Origin of the sequence: Paractinoplanes ferrugineus (assembly GCF_016862195.1) — a bacterium.
Lineage (GTDB): Bacteria > Actinomycetota > Actinomycetes > Mycobacteriales > Micromonosporaceae > Actinoplanes > Actinoplanes ferrugineus.
The window spans coordinates 1-14,995 of the sequence record NZ_BOMM01000024.1 but is presented as its reverse complement, the minus strand read 5'-3'; the positions used below and the strand labels follow the sequence as shown (position 1 = coordinate 14,995).

General features: G+C 70.0%; 14 protein-coding genes and 2 pseudogenes. 5 read left to right on the top strand and 11 right to left on the bottom strand.

Annotation, left to right across the window (positions count from 1 at the left end; translation table 11 throughout):
* Positions 1 to 20 precede the first annotated feature (20 nt).
* A pseudogene (locus Afe05nite_RS15285) lies at positions 21 to 389 on the bottom strand (transposase); the annotation flags it as partial.
* Positions 390 to 1,943: 1,554 nt separating this feature from the next.
* Between Afe05nite_RS15285 and Afe05nite_RS43750 the strand changes: the two are divergent.
* Positions 1,944 to 2,193: pseudogene (locus tag Afe05nite_RS43750) on the top strand (HAD family hydrolase); the annotation flags it as partial.
* Positions 2,194 to 2,216: 23 nt separating this feature from the next.
* On the opposite strand, the gene Afe05nite_RS15280 reads toward Afe05nite_RS43750, so the two are convergent.
* The 7 genes from Afe05nite_RS15280 to Afe05nite_RS15250 form a co-directional block, all read right to left on the bottom strand.
* Positions 2,217 to 2,480, bottom strand: coding sequence for a hypothetical protein (locus Afe05nite_RS15280; protein ID WP_203817762.1), 264 nt, complete (start codon positions 2,478 to 2,480; stop codon positions 2,217 to 2,219).
* A gap of 128 nt (positions 2,481 to 2,608) precedes the next feature.
* Positions 2,609 to 3,508 (bottom strand): diacylglycerol kinase family protein, encoded by a 900-nt coding sequence (locus Afe05nite_RS15275; protein ID WP_203817761.1) that lies wholly within the window; start codon positions 3,506 to 3,508, stop codon positions 2,609 to 2,611.
* A gap of 12 nt (positions 3,509 to 3,520) precedes the next feature.
* The gene (gene tatC / locus Afe05nite_RS15270) at positions 3,521 to 4,486 is read right to left on the bottom strand and encodes a twin-arginine translocase subunit TatC (RefSeq protein WP_203817760.1); all 966 of its coding nucleotides are present in this window, start codon (positions 4,484 to 4,486) and stop codon (positions 3,521 to 3,523) included.
* Positions 4,487 to 4,494: 8 nt separating this feature from the next.
* Entirely contained in the window at positions 4,495 to 4,884 is a 390-nt protein-coding gene (gene tatA, locus Afe05nite_RS15265) for a Sec-independent protein translocase subunit TatA (RefSeq protein WP_203817759.1), read from the bottom strand.
* Positions 4,885 to 5,049: 165 nt separating this feature from the next.
* Positions 5,050 to 5,268, bottom strand: a complete 219-nt coding sequence (locus Afe05nite_RS15260) for a hypothetical protein (RefSeq protein ID WP_239117832.1) — start codon at positions 5,266 to 5,268, stop codon at positions 5,050 to 5,052.
* 13 nt (positions 5,269 to 5,281) lie between these two features.
* Positions 5,282 to 6,247: a helix-turn-helix transcriptional regulator gene (locus Afe05nite_RS15255; protein ID WP_203817757.1), complete on the bottom strand. Its 966-nt coding sequence runs from the start codon at positions 6,245 to 6,247 to the stop codon at positions 5,282 to 5,284.
* A gap of 85 nt (positions 6,248 to 6,332) precedes the next feature.
* Positions 6,333 to 7,319 carry a helix-turn-helix transcriptional regulator gene (locus Afe05nite_RS15250; protein ID WP_203817756.1) on the bottom strand — a complete coding sequence of 329 codons (987 nt, stop codon included), beginning with the start codon at positions 7,317 to 7,319 and terminating at the stop codon, positions 6,333 to 6,335.
* A 60-nt stretch (positions 7,320 to 7,379) separates the two neighbouring features.
* Between Afe05nite_RS15250 and Afe05nite_RS15245 the strand changes: the two genes are divergently transcribed.
* Both Afe05nite_RS15245 and Afe05nite_RS15240 read left to right on the top strand, forming a co-directional pair.
* Entirely contained in the window at positions 7,380 to 8,405 is a 1,026-nt protein-coding gene (locus Afe05nite_RS15245) for a cation diffusion facilitator family transporter (RefSeq protein ID WP_203817755.1), read from the top strand.
* A gap of 11 nt (positions 8,406 to 8,416) precedes the next feature.
* Complete coding sequence (locus tag Afe05nite_RS15240; RefSeq protein WP_203817754.1) at positions 8,417 to 9,502, top strand: DUF3866 family protein; 1,086 nt, start codon at positions 8,417 to 8,419, stop codon at positions 9,500 to 9,502.
* Here the strand turns inward: Afe05nite_RS15240 and Afe05nite_RS15235 are convergent.
* The 3 genes from Afe05nite_RS15235 to pafA are packed head-to-tail and all read right to left on the bottom strand — an operon-like array spanning position 9,453 to position 12,510.
* The gene (locus Afe05nite_RS15235) at positions 9,453 to 10,928 is read right to left on the bottom strand and encodes a GGDEF domain-containing protein (RefSeq protein WP_203817753.1); all 1,476 of its coding nucleotides are present in this window, start codon (positions 10,926 to 10,928) and stop codon (positions 9,453 to 9,455) included. The genes Afe05nite_RS15240 and Afe05nite_RS15235 overlap by 50 nt on opposite strands.
* A 58-nt stretch (positions 10,929 to 10,986) precedes the next feature.
* On the bottom strand, positions 10,987 to 11,151 hold the full coding sequence (locus tag Afe05nite_RS15230; protein WP_203817752.1) for a hypothetical protein: 165 nt from the start codon (positions 11,149 to 11,151) through the stop codon (positions 10,987 to 10,989).
* Positions 11,152 to 12,510, bottom strand: coding sequence for a Pup--protein ligase (gene pafA / locus Afe05nite_RS15225; RefSeq protein WP_203817751.1), 1,359 nt, complete (start codon positions 12,508 to 12,510; stop codon positions 11,152 to 11,154). It abuts the gene before it with no gap.
* A gap of 98 nt (positions 12,511 to 12,608) precedes the next feature.
* On the opposite strand from pafA, the gene Afe05nite_RS15220 reads away from it, so the two are divergent.
* Together Afe05nite_RS15220 and Afe05nite_RS15215 are read left to right on the top strand one after the other, a co-directional pair.
* Positions 12,609 to 13,556, top strand: a complete 948-nt coding sequence (locus tag Afe05nite_RS15220; protein ID WP_203817750.1) for a dTDP-glucose 4,6-dehydratase — start codon at positions 12,609 to 12,611, stop codon at positions 13,554 to 13,556.
* Between the two features lie 19 nt (positions 13,557 to 13,575).
* The gene (locus tag Afe05nite_RS15215) at positions 13,576 to 14,409 is read left to right on the top strand and encodes a patatin-like phospholipase family protein (RefSeq protein WP_203817749.1); all 834 of its coding nucleotides are present in this window, start codon (positions 13,576 to 13,578) and stop codon (positions 14,407 to 14,409) included.
* Positions 14,410 to 14,995: the final 586 nt, after the last annotated feature.

Below are 14,995 nucleotides of genomic sequence, written 5' to 3'. Positions count from 1 at the left end.
GACTAGAGATCAACGCCGGGAGTCGGGGCCGGGGTGCGGCAGCGGTAGATCTCGATCAGTGTGCCGTCGATGTTCACGTGGGTATAGCCGTCCATCTTCGCGGCGAGCAGGACTGATGACAGTCCGGGCGCCTGGCCGGCGATCACGGTAAGGCCTTCGTGCAGGTAGGCGTAGCCGGTCGAGCGGCTGATCTGGCGGTCGATGGCCAGCTGGATGATCCGGGTGCCGTCGAGCAGCAAGCGCAGGACCAGGATCGCCTGCCGGTAACAGCCCAGCGAACGGGTTCCGGCCCTGGTCCCGAGACGGCGGCGTTCGGCGTTCAGCAGAGCGGACACGAACATAACGGTGTACTCGGAGACGGGCAGGGTGGCGCTGTATGTGACACTCATGGTGGCGCAGGACCCGTGGTTTGAAGTGTTCCGTGAGAAGTCCACTTCCTACCGGGGTTCTGCGCTCTTTCGTTGCACCACAACAGGTTCGGGTGTGTCCACAACCGGCAGAACGGTCGGCCACCCTGAGCACTCAAGTCGTTAATCGGAAAGCCTCAGTACCTGCTACCGCGAGGACCACTCCCGCGTCCACGCCCGCTCCGGACCCCGCGTCCTCGCCTCGCTACGCAACCTCGCGATCAACGCTTTAAGCCTCGCCGGGCGCGCCCACATCACCGAGGCCAACCGCGACACATGACCAGCCCATTCACCATCATCGACCTCACCGGATGACGTTGAAACGGCCGTGGTCAATGTGGTCGGACCTGCAAGGGTAGGGCAATAATGTGATTATCCTCACCGTCATTGGGTCAATCGTTATGCACTCACAATTAGGTTTAAAAGACCTGAACGGGTCACGTCTGCACCCTTGTCAACTTGAGTGATTTGCATTGCAGAGATAGTCTCTGGTCGATAACGACCACAACATCATGAAGGTAGGTACCGTGAAGACGAGAAGCACTAAGGGACTACTGGTTGGCGCAGGAATAAGCCTCGGCTTGCTCGGATCGATCTTTGTAGGCAGCCCGGCATTCGCTAACACCAGTAGTAGCTGCAACACGTGGCTAATCGATTGCTATACGGGTGATGTCTACGCAAACGCGAATCACGACCTCCGGGTAATTTCCTCAGGGCCCTGCGGCGGGAACCACTGGAAGGTCGTCGACCCCGATACTGGCGTCACGGTAGCCCACGGCACGGGCGGTGCAAATAAAGTTATTAACGGTCTGTACGGTCGATACTACGGAACTACTGATGCCTCCACCTGCGGCAAAGGATACATCACAATTCAGGACTACTAATACGCTAGCAGGAGTGGCGATTCCGACTTCTTGGAACTGCCTTACCTTGTCTCATCCGTGGCAGCACGGCCGTTTCAAGATCGGCAGTTACGGTGAGCGCTGATGACGGCGTCAGCGTGTCGGATATGGACGAAGCCCCGTTGAGACCAGGTATTCTCACGGATCGGGTGCAAACGGAGCTTCGTCGTACCGCAGCGTGTCATCTCCACCACCGATCCGGCATTCCAGGCGGCTACGGACGAGGTCTCGTTCACGCCTTCGTGTCAGGGTCTGCTGGAGCTATTCTCACCGTCTCTGATGGCCGGTCAAATCAGGGCATGATCATCCGGTCGCGGTCGTGCTGGTCGCGGTAGCTGGGCTGAAGGGCTACACCGCGATAAGCGGCTGGGTCGCCGATGTACCCGCCGGCATTCTCGACAGCCTGTACACGCGGGTCGACGCCCGTCCCGTTGGGCGCCCGTCACCCTCGACGCTCTGGCGGGTCTGCACCGATACCTACACCGACGTTCTGGACGCGGTGATCGCCGAGTGGACCGCCACCCAGCGATCCGGGTTCCTGAACATGCTTGCACCAGGGCTGATAAACCGAAACAGGTACGCGTGGACGGCAAGACCGTCCGCGGTGCCATCGACGCCGACGGCGAACAACTGCGCCTGCTGTCTGCGCTACGAGGTCGGCCGACTGAAGCCCGACGCGGCCATCTTCCTACGCGCCTGCGGCATGCTCGGCGTCGATCCCGAGCGCACGCTGATGGTCGGCGCCACCCCGGCCGGCGCCGGCGCGGTCCAGGCCGGTTGCGCGGCCCTGGTGCTCCCAGCCGCTGAGCCGGGCCGCCCCAAACCGCCGGGCCGCCCCAAACGGCCTGTCCGCCACCCTGGCCCTGACCGGCTGCCACGTCTGAAGGGCCGATCCCGCTCCGCGGGATCAGGCGTAAGCGTCCAGCTCGACGCCCTTGCGGATGCCTCTTGGCTTCTTCGCCTCGGTGTCGGCCCGGACCGGCTCGGCAGCCGCCGGCGCCGCCTCAGCGGCGGCGGACTTGCTGGTGGTCTCCTTGCCGGTGGTCTCGTCCGCCGGCGCGGTCGCCGCGGCGGCTTCGGCCATCGCCTTCAGCGTCGTGCGAGCCGTGTCGAACGCCGCGGTCGCGAGCGAGGCGGCGTTGGTCAGCGAGCGGAGCGAGTTCAGCGACATGCCAACCTGTTCGGCCGCTCACCGGTTTCCTGACCGCCAAGCCCCGCGCGCAACCCACCCGCACCCGAACTCGCAACCCGAGGTCCTCGGGCAGGTGGTCGCCCCGATCGGTGGCCGGGCGGATCCGCTCAGCGAAGCAGCCGCACGGCGCCGGGCACGCAGGTGATCTCCAGCGGGAGCGGCCCGATGCGCTCGCCATCCGCGTACGCGATGATGTCGTCCGCATACAGCCGCACCTGGCTTGCCCGGAATGTCCGGACCCGCGGGTCGGTCACGTGTGTGCCGCGGCGCAGCCGGGGCTTGAGCCGGGTCATCGCCGCCCGGCTCAGCGGCGCCGCGATCACCACGTCGAGCAGTCCGTCGAACGGGTCGGCGGCGGGCAGGATGCGCAGGCCACCGCCGTAACTGGGGCAGATCCCGACAGCCACGAGGGTGCCCTCGAAGCCGTGGTCCACGCCGTCGATCTCGAGGGCGTAGACGCGCGGGCGCACCCGCACCATCTCGAGCACGATCGCCAGGTCGTAGCGCCGCGGGCCGCGAGGCCAGCGCATCCGGTTGGCCCGCTCGTTGACGATCGCGTCGAAGCCCGCCGCGAGCACGGCCCCGAACCATCGCGCCTCGCCGTCGGTCCCGACGACCCGCGCAAGATCAACAGCAGTGGCGCGGGTGGCGCGGACGGCGTCGGCGATCGCCGACGCGGCCGAGAGCGGATCGGACGGTACGCCGGTGCCCGCCGCGAAATCGTTGCCCGTTCCCGCCGGCACGACCCCGAAGGCCACCGGCCGGCCGGCAACCGCCTGCAGGGCCTGGTGAACGGTCCCGTCGCCACCCACGGCGACCAGGGCGACCGCCCCGTCGGCAACCGCGCGGTGACCGGCCTTCTCGGCTTCCTCCGAGGTGCGCGCCTCGAGCAGTCGCACCGGACGGCCGGCCGCGCCGAGCCGCTCCATCACCCCCGGAAGCAGGTCGCGGTGCCGGCCACGCCCCGCGAAGGGGTTGGCCAGCACCGCGATGTCACCGCTCGTCATGGCGGGAGGTTACTACGTCATATCGTCGAAACGACCCTCGAGCGGCTTGGGCCTGTGCACCGGCGCCGGGGCGTCGATCGGGCTGGGCGCCTCGACCGGGTCGGCGGCACCGACCGGGACACGATCGTCCATCAGCGGCGAGGTCGTGTCGTCGTCCAACTCGGCGTAGATCTCCTTGCCACGGCCTTTACGCCGGTCGTTGAGATAGGCGACGCCGACCGCGATGAAGTAGAGCAGGCACATGCAGGCGGCGAGCAGGGTCATGCCGAACGGGCCGGGGTCGGGCGTCGCGATCGCGGCGAACGCGAACGACAGGAAGATCACGATCCGCCACCAGCTCAACAGCCGCGGCGCCGAGACCACGCCGGTGAAGTTGAGCATCAGCAGGATCAGTGGGAACTCGAACGCCGCCCCGAACAGCAGGATCATCGTGGTGACGAAGCCCGTGTACGCGGACACCTCGAGTTTCGTCGTCGTGTTGAGGACGCCCGCCCTCATGATGAACTCCAGGCTATGGCCCACCACCACGTAGGCGAGCACGGCACCGGTCGCGAACAGCGGTGCGGCGATCGACACGAAGACATAGGCCCACTTGCGCTCGTGGCGGTGCAGGCCGGGCGCGATGAACGCCCACAGCTGGTACATCCAGACGGGGGCCCCGATGATGATGCCGACCCACAGGGCGATCTTCAGCTTGAGCATCAGGCCGTCGCCCACGCCCAGCTGGAGGAAGTCACACGTCCCCTGGTTGACCTTGCCCAGCGTCCACGAGGAGTCCAGCTTGCAGTACGGCTGCTCCAGCAGATGGAAGACCCAGCCGGACAGCAGGAAGCCGACGATCACCCCGATGACCAGGCCGAGGGATGCCCAGAACAGCCGGTTACGAAGCTCCCGGACGTGGTCGATCAGGGTCATCGAGCCGTCGGCGGCCTGCTCGAACTTACTGGGCTTCCCCTGACGGCGAAGACTCAGCGACATGGCTTTGCTCAGCGGTCGTTGGTGCGCTGCACCGGGTCGACGTAGGGCTGCGCCGGGGGCTGCTGCGGCTGCTGGTATTGCGGCTGCTGGTAGCCCTGGGCCGGCGGGGCCTGCTGGTAGCCGTTGGCCGGCGGAGCCTGCTGGTAGCCGTTGGCCGGCGGAGCCTGCTGGAAGCCGTTGGGCTGCTGGACCTCGCCCTGGATCGGCTGCCTGTTGTATTGCGGCTCGGCCTTCTCGGCGACGTCGTTGTTCTCGTCGATGAGGCCCTTGGTCTCAGCCTTGATGATGCGCAGCGACCGGCCGAGCGATCGCGCCGCGTCCGGCAGCCGCTTCGCGCCGAACAGCAGCACGAGCACGACCACGAAGATGGCGATGTGCCATGGCTTGAGGGCACCCATGGGAGGACTCCAGTCGGTCGGATCAAGTTGTGCAGGGTCCATCGTACGTGTCTATTCCGACGAAGATGCCTGCCGGACCCCTTGGGTTTTGCTGTCATTCGCGAAGTCTCGGACAACGCGTGGAGAACGCCGCACGTTACCGGCGCAAGTCAAGCACTGTAAAGGTCAGGAATGATTCGCCCTTGCCGCGAGCGTCTCCTGCAGGATCTCGGCCCGTTGCCGCAGGGCCTCGACCTTGCCCTGCAACCTCATCGCCGCCTCCTGCCGGACCCGCAGCTTGCCGATCGCCCGGCGCAGGTGGCCGAGCCGGCCGAGCAGCGGCACCGCCGCCGACAGCAGGATGACCAGCGCGACCACGACCACGGCTATCCAGACCCAGAGCATCACATCGGCCACCCTACCGGGCCGGGCTGGCATATTGGTCGAGCGCCGCCGCGGCGTGGGCGCGGATCCGATCGAGCAGCTCCGGCGGGCCGACCACGGTCACGTCCGGGCCGAGACCGAGCAGCAGGCGCTGAGCCCAGCCCAGGTCGGCCACCCGCATGGTCACCACCCATTCCTCACCCGGGCCCTCCCGGCGCACCTCCTCGACCGGGTAGTACTCGGTGAGCCACCGGCTGTGCCGCCCGATCCGCAGCGTCACCAGCGGCAGGTCGGGCGTGGGCCGGAAGACGCCGTCGCTGACGTCCTGCGGCACCGCCTCGGACGGTGCCGCGGACAGTTCGTCGAGCTCGGTGAACGCGTCGATCCGGTCGACCCGGAACATCCGGGTGGCCTCGGCCCGGCGGCACCACGCCTCCAGATAGGCCCGCCCGTCCACCATCAGCACCCGCATCGGGTCGATCACGCGCGTACTGGTCTCGTCCCGCGCCGCCGTGTAATAAGTGATCTCCAGGGCGTGTCCGCCCTCGACCGCGGCCCGCACCCGGTCGAGCTTCTCGGCGTTGGCCGGCAGACGAACCGCCACCGGCGCGCTGGCCAGATCGCCGGCCGCGTTCTCGATCTTCGCGAGGGCCCGTTCGATGACGTCCCGCGACCCGGTGCCGGGCGTCTCGGCAAGCATCCGCAACGCCACCACCAGGGCGAGCGCCTCGTCCTGGGTCAGTCGCAGGGGCCTGTCGATGCCGGCGTCGTGGCTGATCGTGACATGGTCGCCGTCGAGCGCCATGTCGATGAGGTCGCCCGGCCCGTACCCCGGAAGGCCGCAGACCCACAGCAGCTCGAGGTCCTCGCGCAGTTGCTTCTCGCTGACGCCGAGGTCGGCGGCCGCCTCGGAGACCAGGATGCCGGGCCGGGCCAGCAGGTAGGGCACAAGGTTGAGGAGCCGCCCCAGCCGGTCCACCGAGTGCTTGGGCCCGGTCATGCTGTGCTCCCCTCAGGCATGCCCTTCTGGCCCTCGCCTGCGGCCTCACCGCGCAACTCGCGCATGTGCCGCTCGGTGCAGGCGGTCATGCGGCGACCACGCCGTCATGGCGAGCCATCACTTCCTTCAAGATCTGGATGACGGCGTCGCGGACCTCGGGTGGGCCCTCGACGCGGACGTCCGGGCCGTAGCCGGCGATGGTGGCGGCGAGCCGTTCGGCGTCGGCGTAGGGAAGCGTCAGCCGGTCGCCGTCCGGCGACGGCAGGGTCTCGACGGCCCACCGGCGCAGGCCGGCGGCCTTTCCGGGGCGGGCCACCACGGTGGCGCGGCCGTTGCGCGGGGTCTGGCCGTCCCAGCCGGCGACATGGCTGAACAGGTCGGCGTTCACCGGCGGGGCAAAAGCTCCTGAACGCCCCACTGTCCTGACATTTCCGACAATGCGCGAGAGGCGGAAGCAGCGCGTCGCCGACCGGTCGCGGTCGTGGCCGACCACGTACCACCGGCCGCGCCAGCAGACCACGCCCCACGGTTCCAGCCGGCGCGTGGCCGGGTCGTCGACCTCCGGCACCCGATAACTGAACGTGACCGCCCGCCGGTCCCGGGCGGCCGTCGTCAGCGGGCCGAAGGCCGGGTCGACGGTGACCACCGGCTCGACGCCCAGGGTGGCCTGGGGGTCCACCTCGACGCCCGCCGCACGCAGCTTGGCCAGGCCGGACGAGGCGGCGGCGGCGAGCCCCGCGTGCTGCCAGAGCCGGGCCGCGATGCCGACCGCGGCGGCCTCGTCGGGCTCCAGGATGATGTCCGGCAACGCGTACTCACGGTGTGCGATGCGGTAGCCGGGCTCCTGGTCGAAGATGCTCGCCGTGCCCGTCTCGAGCGGAACCCCGAGGTCGCGCAGCTCGGCCTTGTCCCGCTCGAACTTGCGCTGGAACGCCTCGTGGTCGCGCGGATCGTCGGGGTCGTGCTCGTAGCCGGGCACGGTCGCGGCGATCTGCGCGGCGGTCAGGAACCTCCGGGTGGACAGCAGGCAGATCACCAGATTGACCAGGCGCTCGGTGCGGGTGCGCGACACGAGAGGCAACGCTAGCAGCCTGGCCGCCCCGGCGGTTATTCGTAACCTGGCAGGGGAACGATGGCGGGTGTGACATCTGAGAACGAGGCCCCGGTCGGTCTGGCCGCGGCCGAGCCACTGGCCATCGACCAGGAGCCGGACGAGAACAACGAGAGCGTCGGCACGGTCATCCTCGCCGGCGCGGCGAACCTGGCGATCGCCCTCGCGAAACTGGCGGCGGGCTTGTTCTCGGGTTCGGCCGCGATGATGTCCGAGGCGGCCCACTCGGTGGCCGACACGATCACCGAGGCTTTCCTCTACGTCGCTCTGGTGCGCGGGCGGCAGCCGGCCGACGAGGAACACCCCTTCGGGTACGGCAAGGAGAGTTTCGTCTGGGCCTTCATCGCCGCCCTGTTCACCTTCGTCGGCGGGGCCGGGTTCTCGATCTACCACGGCATCACGAGCATCGTGAACAACGAGAAGACCGACGAGTTCCGGTGGTCGTACATCGTGCTCGGAATTTCGTTCCTGGCCGAAGGCACGTCCTTCCTGCGCGCGCAGCGCCAGGTCGCCGGTGAGTCGCGGCGCTGGGGGGTGACCCGGTCCCGGTTCCTGCGGATGACCCCGGACACCACTGTCAAGGCGGTCTACTTCGAGGACTCGGCGGCTCTGATCGGCCTGGTCATCGCGGCGGCCGGCCTGCTGCTCACCGAATTCACCGGCGACGAGGTGTGGGACGGCATCGGCTCCATCGCGATCGGGGTGCTGCTCTTCCTGGTCGCCGCGGTCCTGGCCCGCAGCAACGCGTCGCTGCTGGTCGGCCGCTCGGTGCCGCGCCGCGTGCACAACCAGATCGCCGCCGACCTCAACGGCATCCCGATCGTGGTGTCGGTGCCGACGCTGCTGACCATGCAGCTGGGGCCGGGCGACGTGCTGGTGGCGGCCAAGGTCGACTTCGACGACGACGTCAGCGGCGGCGAGATCGAGGAGGCGTCCGACGAGGCGGAGCGGCGCCTGCGGGCCCGCTATCCCGCCATCCGGTACGTCTTCCTCGACCCGACGCGCGGCCGGGCCGGGCGCAACCACGTCGACGGCGGCGTCGAGTAACCTCGCCGGTCATGGTGCGGTGGCGGTCCGGGACGGTCCGGGCAATTCGGCGTCGGTGGCGGGGCACGGTCGAGCTCTCGGTGTTCACCGACGGCGCCGAGCTGCGGGCGCTCGCCTATCCCGAGCTCGTCGGTGAGCCGCAGGAGGGCGACCGCGTACTGCTCAACGTGGGTGCGCTCGTCATGGGGCTGGGCACCGGCGGCTATGCCCTCGTGGTGGCGATCCCCGACCGGCTGCCGCCCGATCCGGCCGACGACGGCACCACCCGCGACTCCGGGCATCTGGTCAAGGCCCGCTACACGCCGCTGCAGGCGATCTCGCTCGGCGTCGACGAGGAGGCCTCCCCGCACCGGTCGGTGATGGCGAGCGCCGAGTCGCTCGACGGCATGCCGGTGGTCACGGCCGACCTGCACTCCGCGCTCCCGGCCGTCCTGGCCGGGGTTCTGCAGGAAAAACCGCAGGCCCGGGTGGCGTACGTGATGACCGACGGCGGCGCGCTTCCCGCGTGGTTCTCGCGCACCCTGGACGGCCTGCGTGACCATCTGGCCGGCACGGTCACGACCGGTCAGGCGTTCGGTGGCGATCTCGAGGCGAGCACCGTGCACACCGGCCTGCTGGCCGCCCGGCACGTGCTCGGGGCCGACATCACCGTCGTCGCGCAGGGGCCCGGCAACCTCGGCACCGGCACCACCTGGGGGTTCTCCGGCGTGGCCCTGGGCGAGGCGATCAACGCGATCGGGGTGCTGGGCGGCCGGCCGGTCGGGAGTCTGCGGGTGTCCGACGGCGACGGGCGGCCCCGGCATCGCGGCGTGTCACATCACTCGCTCACCGCGTACGGGAAAGTCGCCCTTTTCCCCGCCGACCTGCCGGTGCCGGACGGTCTCGAACCGGCTCTGGCCGCGGAGGTCGACGCGGCGCTCGCGCCGCTCGCCGAGCGACACCGCCTCGTGCGTGTCCCCACCGACGGCCTCGACGACGCGTTGCGCGCGAGTCCCGTCGGCCTGTCGACCATGGGCCGTGGCCTCGACCAGGACCACGCCTATTTCCTCACCGCCGCGGCGGCGGGACGGCATGCGGCTCGCCTCGGGCCGCCGTGATCCGGTTCCGGCCGGCCGCTTTCGCCTGGTAGAGCGCCTCGTCGGCGCGCTGGATCAGCTCGTCGGCGCTCTCCGCCTGGTCCCAGACGGCCACGCCGGCGGAGAACGTCTGCCCCGACGGAGTCGCCCGCAGCGCCCGGTCCAGCACGTCGCGGGCCTCGTCCGGGCCGGCGTCGGGCAGCAGCACCACGAATTCCTCGCCGCCGTACCGGGCGAGCAGATCGACCTTGCGCAGCGCCGAGTGCCAGGCCGCCGCGGCCTCCTTGAGCAGTCGGTCCCCGGCCGGGTGGCCGTAGGCGTCGTTGTAACGCTTGAACATGTCCAGGTCGAGCACCGCGACGCTGACCGGCCGGCCGCCCCGCCGGGCGAAGTCGAGGGCGCGGGGCAGTTCGTCGTTCCAGGCCCGCCGGTTGGGCAGCCCGGTCAGCTCGTCGAGGCGGGCCAGCTCGGCGACCCGCGCCGCCTGTCGCTCGATCTCCCGCACCAGCTGCACCATCCGCACCACCACGAGCAGGAACATGGCGCTGCAGCAGAACACGATGGCGGCGCCGTCGGTGACCCGCCCCTGGTAGAGCTGCACCGCGAGAAGTCCCGGCGCGGTCAGCGAGGCGGCGGTGAGCAGCGCCAGCTGGAGCCGGCCGAGCCGGACCGGCCGCGGCAGGCCCGGCGCGCTCAGGTCCTTCGCCCCGGCGTGCTGGGCCCCGATGCCGAACAGCACGAAAGCCACCAGGAAAACCATGTCGATCGACCGGTGCAACCAGCGGACCGACTCCAGCGCCGCACCGACGTCACCCAGGTCCCCGATCAGCACCCAGGCGAGGTCGCCGACGAGGAACGCACCGAGTGAACCGGTGATCCACCAGAACGGCGCACCGCGGGACCCGCCGCCCCGTAACAGCCGGGAGAGCAGGGCGAGCAGGAGAAGGTCCCCGATCGGGTACGCGGCCTGCACCGCCCGGCCGAAGATGTCGATGTCCTGGCCGACCGCCACCGGCTTGATCACATACACCCAGGCGAGCAGCCCGACCCCGGTGGTGATGGTGGCGATGTCGACGAGCGCGGTCCAGTTGCCGCGCGGTTCCCGGCGCCTGATCAGCACCACGAGCCCGGCCGCGCAGGCCGGGTAGAGCAGCAGGAACAGCGGGTCGGCCGGGCTCGGCAGGGTGATCCAGCCGAACGCCTCCTGGCAGTAGATCGAGACCGGGATTCCGGTGACGTTGGCGCCGACCCCGAACGCGAAGAACCACCACGGCAGCCGGTCGCGTCGCGGCAGCCGGTGGGCGCCGAGCAGGATCCCGGCCACGCCCAGGTAGCCGACGGCCATCTGCCAGCCGCTCACCCACCAGCCGTCGGCCGGCACCAACTGGTACAAGCCGATGGCGACGGCCGCCACCGCCGCATAGCTCTTCCATCCGCGCCCGGTCATCCGGTCAAGAGAACAGCCGGACGGTAGCGGATCCGTTACGCTGACGGTTGCCGTTCGGTTAGCGGCCCAGAATCAGCCAGGCCCAACCGAGCAGGACGACACCGAGCACCGCCGCCAGCACCCACGTCGGAATGCGGTGGCCGCCCGCCCGGTTGCGCCGGATCTCCGCCCGGATCCGCTCCCGGCGCCGTTGCAGGCGGCCCCACTGTTCGTCGCCGGTCATCTACATGCTGGCGATCAGCCGCTCGACCCGCTCGTCGTAGGCCCGGAACGGGTCCTTGCACAGCACCGTGCGCTGCGCCTGGTCGTTGAGCTTGAGGTGGACCCAGTCGACGGTGAAGTCGCGCCGCTTCTCCTGCGCGTGCTTGATGAACTCGCCGCGCAGCCGCGCCCGGGTGGTCTGCGGCGGCGTCTCCTTGGCCTCGTAGATCTCCAGGTCGTTGGCCACCCGGTCGACCTGCTTGCGCCGCTCCATGAGGGCGTAGAGGCCGCGGCCCCGGCGCACGTCGTGGTAGGCCAGGTCGAGCTGGGCGATGCGCGGGTGCGACATCGGGATCTCGTGCTTGGCCTGGTAGCGCTCGATCAGCTTGTATTTCGAGACCCAGTCGATCTCCCGGGAGACCGGGTCGAGGTTCTCGCTCTCGATCGCGTTGAGCACCCGGCCCCACAGCTCGACGACCCGCTTGGCGGTCTGGTCGCCGCCCCGCCGCTCGACGAACTCGGTCGCCTTGGCCAGGTATTCCTGCTGGATCTCGAGCGCGCTGACCTCCTTGTTGTTGGCCAGTCGGATCTTGCGGCGGCCGGTGACGTCGTGGCTGACCTCGCGGATCGCCCGGATCGGGTTCTCCAGCGACAGGTCACGCATCACCACACCCGCCTCGATCATGCGGAGCACGATGTCGGCACTGCCCACCTTGAGCAGGGTGGTGGTCTCGTTCATGTTCGAGTCGCCGACGATGACGTGCAGGCGCCGGTAGCGCTCGGCGTCCGCGTGCGGCTCGTCGCGGGTGTTGATGATCGGCCGGGACCGGGTGGTGGCGCTGGAGACGCCCTCCCAGATGTGCTCGGCCCGCTGCGACAGGCAGAACACGGCGCCCCGGGGGGTCTGCAGCACCTTGCCGGCACCACAGATCAACTGCCGGGTGACCAGGAACGGGATGAGCACGTCAGCGAGCCGTCCGAACTCGCCGTGCCGACTTACGAGATAGTTCTCGTGGCAGCCGTAGGAGTTGCCGGCCGAGTCGGTGTTGTTCTTGAACAGGTAGATCTCGCCCGCGATACCCTCGTCGTGCAGTCGCTTCTCCGCGTCGACCAGCAGACCCTCGAGGATCCGCTCGCCGGCCCGGTCGTGGGCCACCAGATCGGTGACCGAGTCGCACTCCGGCGTGGCGTATTCAGGGTGGGAACCGACATCGAGGTAGAGACGGGCACCGTTGCGAAGGAAGACGTTGCTGCTGCGCCCCCAGGACACCACTCGGCGGAACAGATAGCGGGCCACCTCGTCCGGAGACAGCCGCCGCTGCCCCCGATAAGTACACGTGACTCCGTACTCGGTCTCGAGGCCGAAAATTCGCCGTTCCATGTCGAAACACTAGCCTCATCCGGCATCCATTGGCAGTCACCACTCGCGCATTCCGCGCCACTACCCGTGGCCGGTCGCGTGGCTGAACTTCACCGGGGATGAACCTCTTGGTCACCGGCGGTGCCGGCTTCATCGGATCGCACTTCGTGCGGGCGGTCCTCGCGGACCGGCTGCCGGGTCTCGCGGGTGCCTCCGTCACGGTCCTCGACAAGATGACGTACGCGGGTAACTTCGCCAACCTCGGCTCGGTCGTCGAGAACGATCGCCTCGACTTCGTCCCCGCCGACACCACCGATGCCCCCGTGGTCGACGCCGCCTTCCGCGGCCACGACGCCGTGGTCCACTTCTCCGCCGTCGGCCACCCCGCCGACGTCACCGGGATCAAGGTGCTGCTCGAGGCCCGCCGGCACCACGTGTCCCGCTTCCTGCACGTCTCCACCAGCGACGTGTACGGCTCGATCGACACCGGCGCCTGGACCGAGCGCTCCCCGCTCGCCCCGAGCACGCCCCGGGCCGCCGCCAAAGCCGGCGCCGACCTTATGGCCCTGGCCTTCCACCGCGCCCACGGCCTGCCCGTGGTGGTCACCCGCGGCAGCGACACGTACGGCGCCTTCCAGCACCCCGCCCGCACCGTCCCGCGCCTGGTGACCAGCCTGCTGGACGGCCGCCCGGCGACGTTGCGCGACGGGGGCACCCGGGTGCGGGACCGGCTGCACGTGGCCGACCATTGCCGAGGCCTCGCGCTGGCCCTGACCGACGGCCGGCCGGGCGAGGTCTACCACGTGGCCGGCAGCGTCGAACTGGCCGAACGCGACCTGGTCGAGCTGATCCGGACCGAGCTGGGCCTCGACCCCTCCGGGCCCGACTCCCCCGCGCCCGCCGCGGGCTTTCCCCGGGCCGGTGATCATCGCCGCGCGCTCGACGACGACAAGATCCGGCAGGAACTCGGCTGGCGCCCGCGGGTGGAGTTCACCACCGGCCTGGCCTCGACGATCGCCTGGTACCGCGACAACCCGACCTGGTGGCGCCCGCTGTTGCCGGACTGATCGTGCTACCCATGGAGCTATGGAAACCGCCCTCGTCCTCGGAGCCGGCGGCATCACCGGCATCGCCTGGCATCTCGGCCTCCTGACCGGACTGCGCGACGCCGGCGTCGATCTGACGACCGCCGACCTGATCGTCGGCACCTCGGCCGGCTCGGTGGCCGGCACCGTCGTGGCCGGCGGCATCGACCTCGCCGACGCCCGTCACCTCGAGGCCCGGACGGGCGCCGCCGACCCGCCGATCCACCCCGACTGGGCCCGCGGCTCGCAGGCCTACGCCGCCCTCACCGACGAGACCCGCGACCGCGCGTCGATCCGCGCCGAAGTGGGCGCCCTGGCCCGCGCCGCCGACGTGATCGGCGAAGAGCCCTACCTGACGATGCTGGCCCGGCGTCTGCCCGTGCCCGACTGGCCGGCCCGCCCCCTGCTGATCACCGCCGTCGACGCCGACTCCGGCGACCCCGTGGTTTGGGACCGCTCCTGCGGCGTACCCCTCGACCGGGCGGTCGCCGCCAGCTGCGCCGTACCGTGCGTCTTCCCCACCGTCACGATCGACGGCAGCCGCTACATGGACGGCGGCGTCCGCTCCGGCACGAACGCCGATCTGGCCGCCGAAGCCGCCCGCATCGTCGTCCTGGCCCCCTTGGCCCCGGTCCGCATGCACGGCGCCCCCGCCGCCGAGATGGACGCCCTGCGCCGGAAATCCAAGGTGGCCCTGATCGCCCCCGACGACACCGTCCTGGCCGCCCTGGGCCCCAACGTCTTCGACGCAGCCCGCTGGGAGCCGGCCATCGACGCCGCCATCACCCAGGGCGCCCGCGTAGCCCCCGAGGTAGCCGCCGTCTGGCACAGCTAGCCTCCCGGGCCGCTCGGGGCGCCTCCGGGAAGGCGGGGGCAGCGCGGTCATCCCCCACCCACGGCAGCCGTCGCCACGGTCGGCCCCGGACCCCGGCCGGGCCACCTGTGGTCGCTCACCACGGCGTCCCGCCAGCTCGCCTACCCCGCACGCCGGCAATCACCAGCCGGCGCAACCTCCGCAGCCGCACCCGGGAAGGGCCACCCAGCGCACCAGGCGCGGCCGGTCGAGCGTGTCGGAGCCGAAACCGTGCCCACAGCCCCACTCCGCACGAATCGATCTTGCCGGACCGGGGCATCCCGGCGAAATGTGGGAATCGGCCAGGCTTGTCGAGCGGCCTTTCCCGGTGAGGGCGCGGCGGACCGCAAGATCAAGCCTGGTCGGAGCGCCTGCAGGGTCAGAAGGCGCGCAACATCCGGGAAGAACTTTCCGGAACGTGGGCCTACCGCGGCGCGGACGCTCGCCCAGAAACAAGCGGCGCGGACGCTCGCCCAGAAACAAGCGACGCGGAGGCTTGCCAAGAAACCGGGCGAAGGCGGGCGGGCAGCGGTCAGCCGGCCCGGAAAAGCGGCGGGCGCGGCCAACC

What these genes read in the sequence shown, in the direction of transcription:
- Afe05nite_RS15260 (WP_239117832.1), bottom strand. Translation starts at nt 5,268, where the DNA reads ATGCTCTGGGTCTGGATAGCCGTGGTCGTGGTCGCGCTGGTCATCCTG.
- Afe05nite_RS15275 (WP_203817761.1), bottom strand. Translation starts at nt 3,508, where the DNA reads ATGACGAGCGGTGACATCGCGGTGCTGGCCAACCCCTTCGCGGGGCGT.
- pafA (WP_203817751.1), bottom strand. Translation starts at nt 12,510, where the DNA reads ATGGAACGGCGAATTTTCGGCCTCGAGACCGAGTACGGAGTCACGTGT.
- Afe05nite_RS15255 (WP_203817757.1), bottom strand. Translation starts at nt 6,247, where the DNA reads ATGACCGGGCCCAAGCACTCGGTGGACCGGCTGGGGCGGCTCCTCAAC.
- Afe05nite_RS15220 (WP_203817750.1), top strand. Translation starts at nt 12,609, where the DNA reads ATGAACCTCTTGGTCACCGGCGGTGCCGGCTTCATCGGATCGCACTTC.
- Afe05nite_RS15280 (WP_203817762.1), bottom strand. Translation starts at nt 2,480, where the DNA reads ATGTCGCTGAACTCGCTCCGCTCGCTGACCAACGCCGCCTCGCTCGCG.
- tatA (WP_203817759.1), bottom strand. Translation starts at nt 4,884, where the DNA reads ATGGGTGCCCTCAAGCCATGGCACATCGCCATCTTCGTGGTCGTGCTC.
- Afe05nite_RS15240 (WP_203817754.1), top strand. Translation starts at nt 8,417, where the DNA reads ATGGTGCGGTGGCGGTCCGGGACGGTCCGGGCAATTCGGCGTCGGTGG.
- tatC (WP_203817760.1), bottom strand. Translation starts at nt 4,486, where the DNA reads ATGTCGCTGAGTCTTCGCCGTCAGGGGAAGCCCAGTAAGTTCGAGCAG.
- Afe05nite_RS15235 (WP_203817753.1), bottom strand. Translation starts at nt 10,928, where the DNA reads ATGACCGGGCGCGGATGGAAGAGCTATGCGGCGGTGGCGGCCGTCGCC.
- Afe05nite_RS15245 (WP_203817755.1), top strand. Translation starts at nt 7,380, where the DNA reads ATGGCGGGTGTGACATCTGAGAACGAGGCCCCGGTCGGTCTGGCCGCG.
- Afe05nite_RS15230 (WP_203817752.1), bottom strand. Translation starts at nt 11,151, where the DNA reads ATGACCGGCGACGAACAGTGGGGCCGCCTGCAACGGCGCCGGGAGCGG.
- Afe05nite_RS15215 (WP_203817749.1), top strand. Translation starts at nt 13,576, where the DNA reads ATGGAAACCGCCCTCGTCCTCGGAGCCGGCGGCATCACCGGCATCGCC.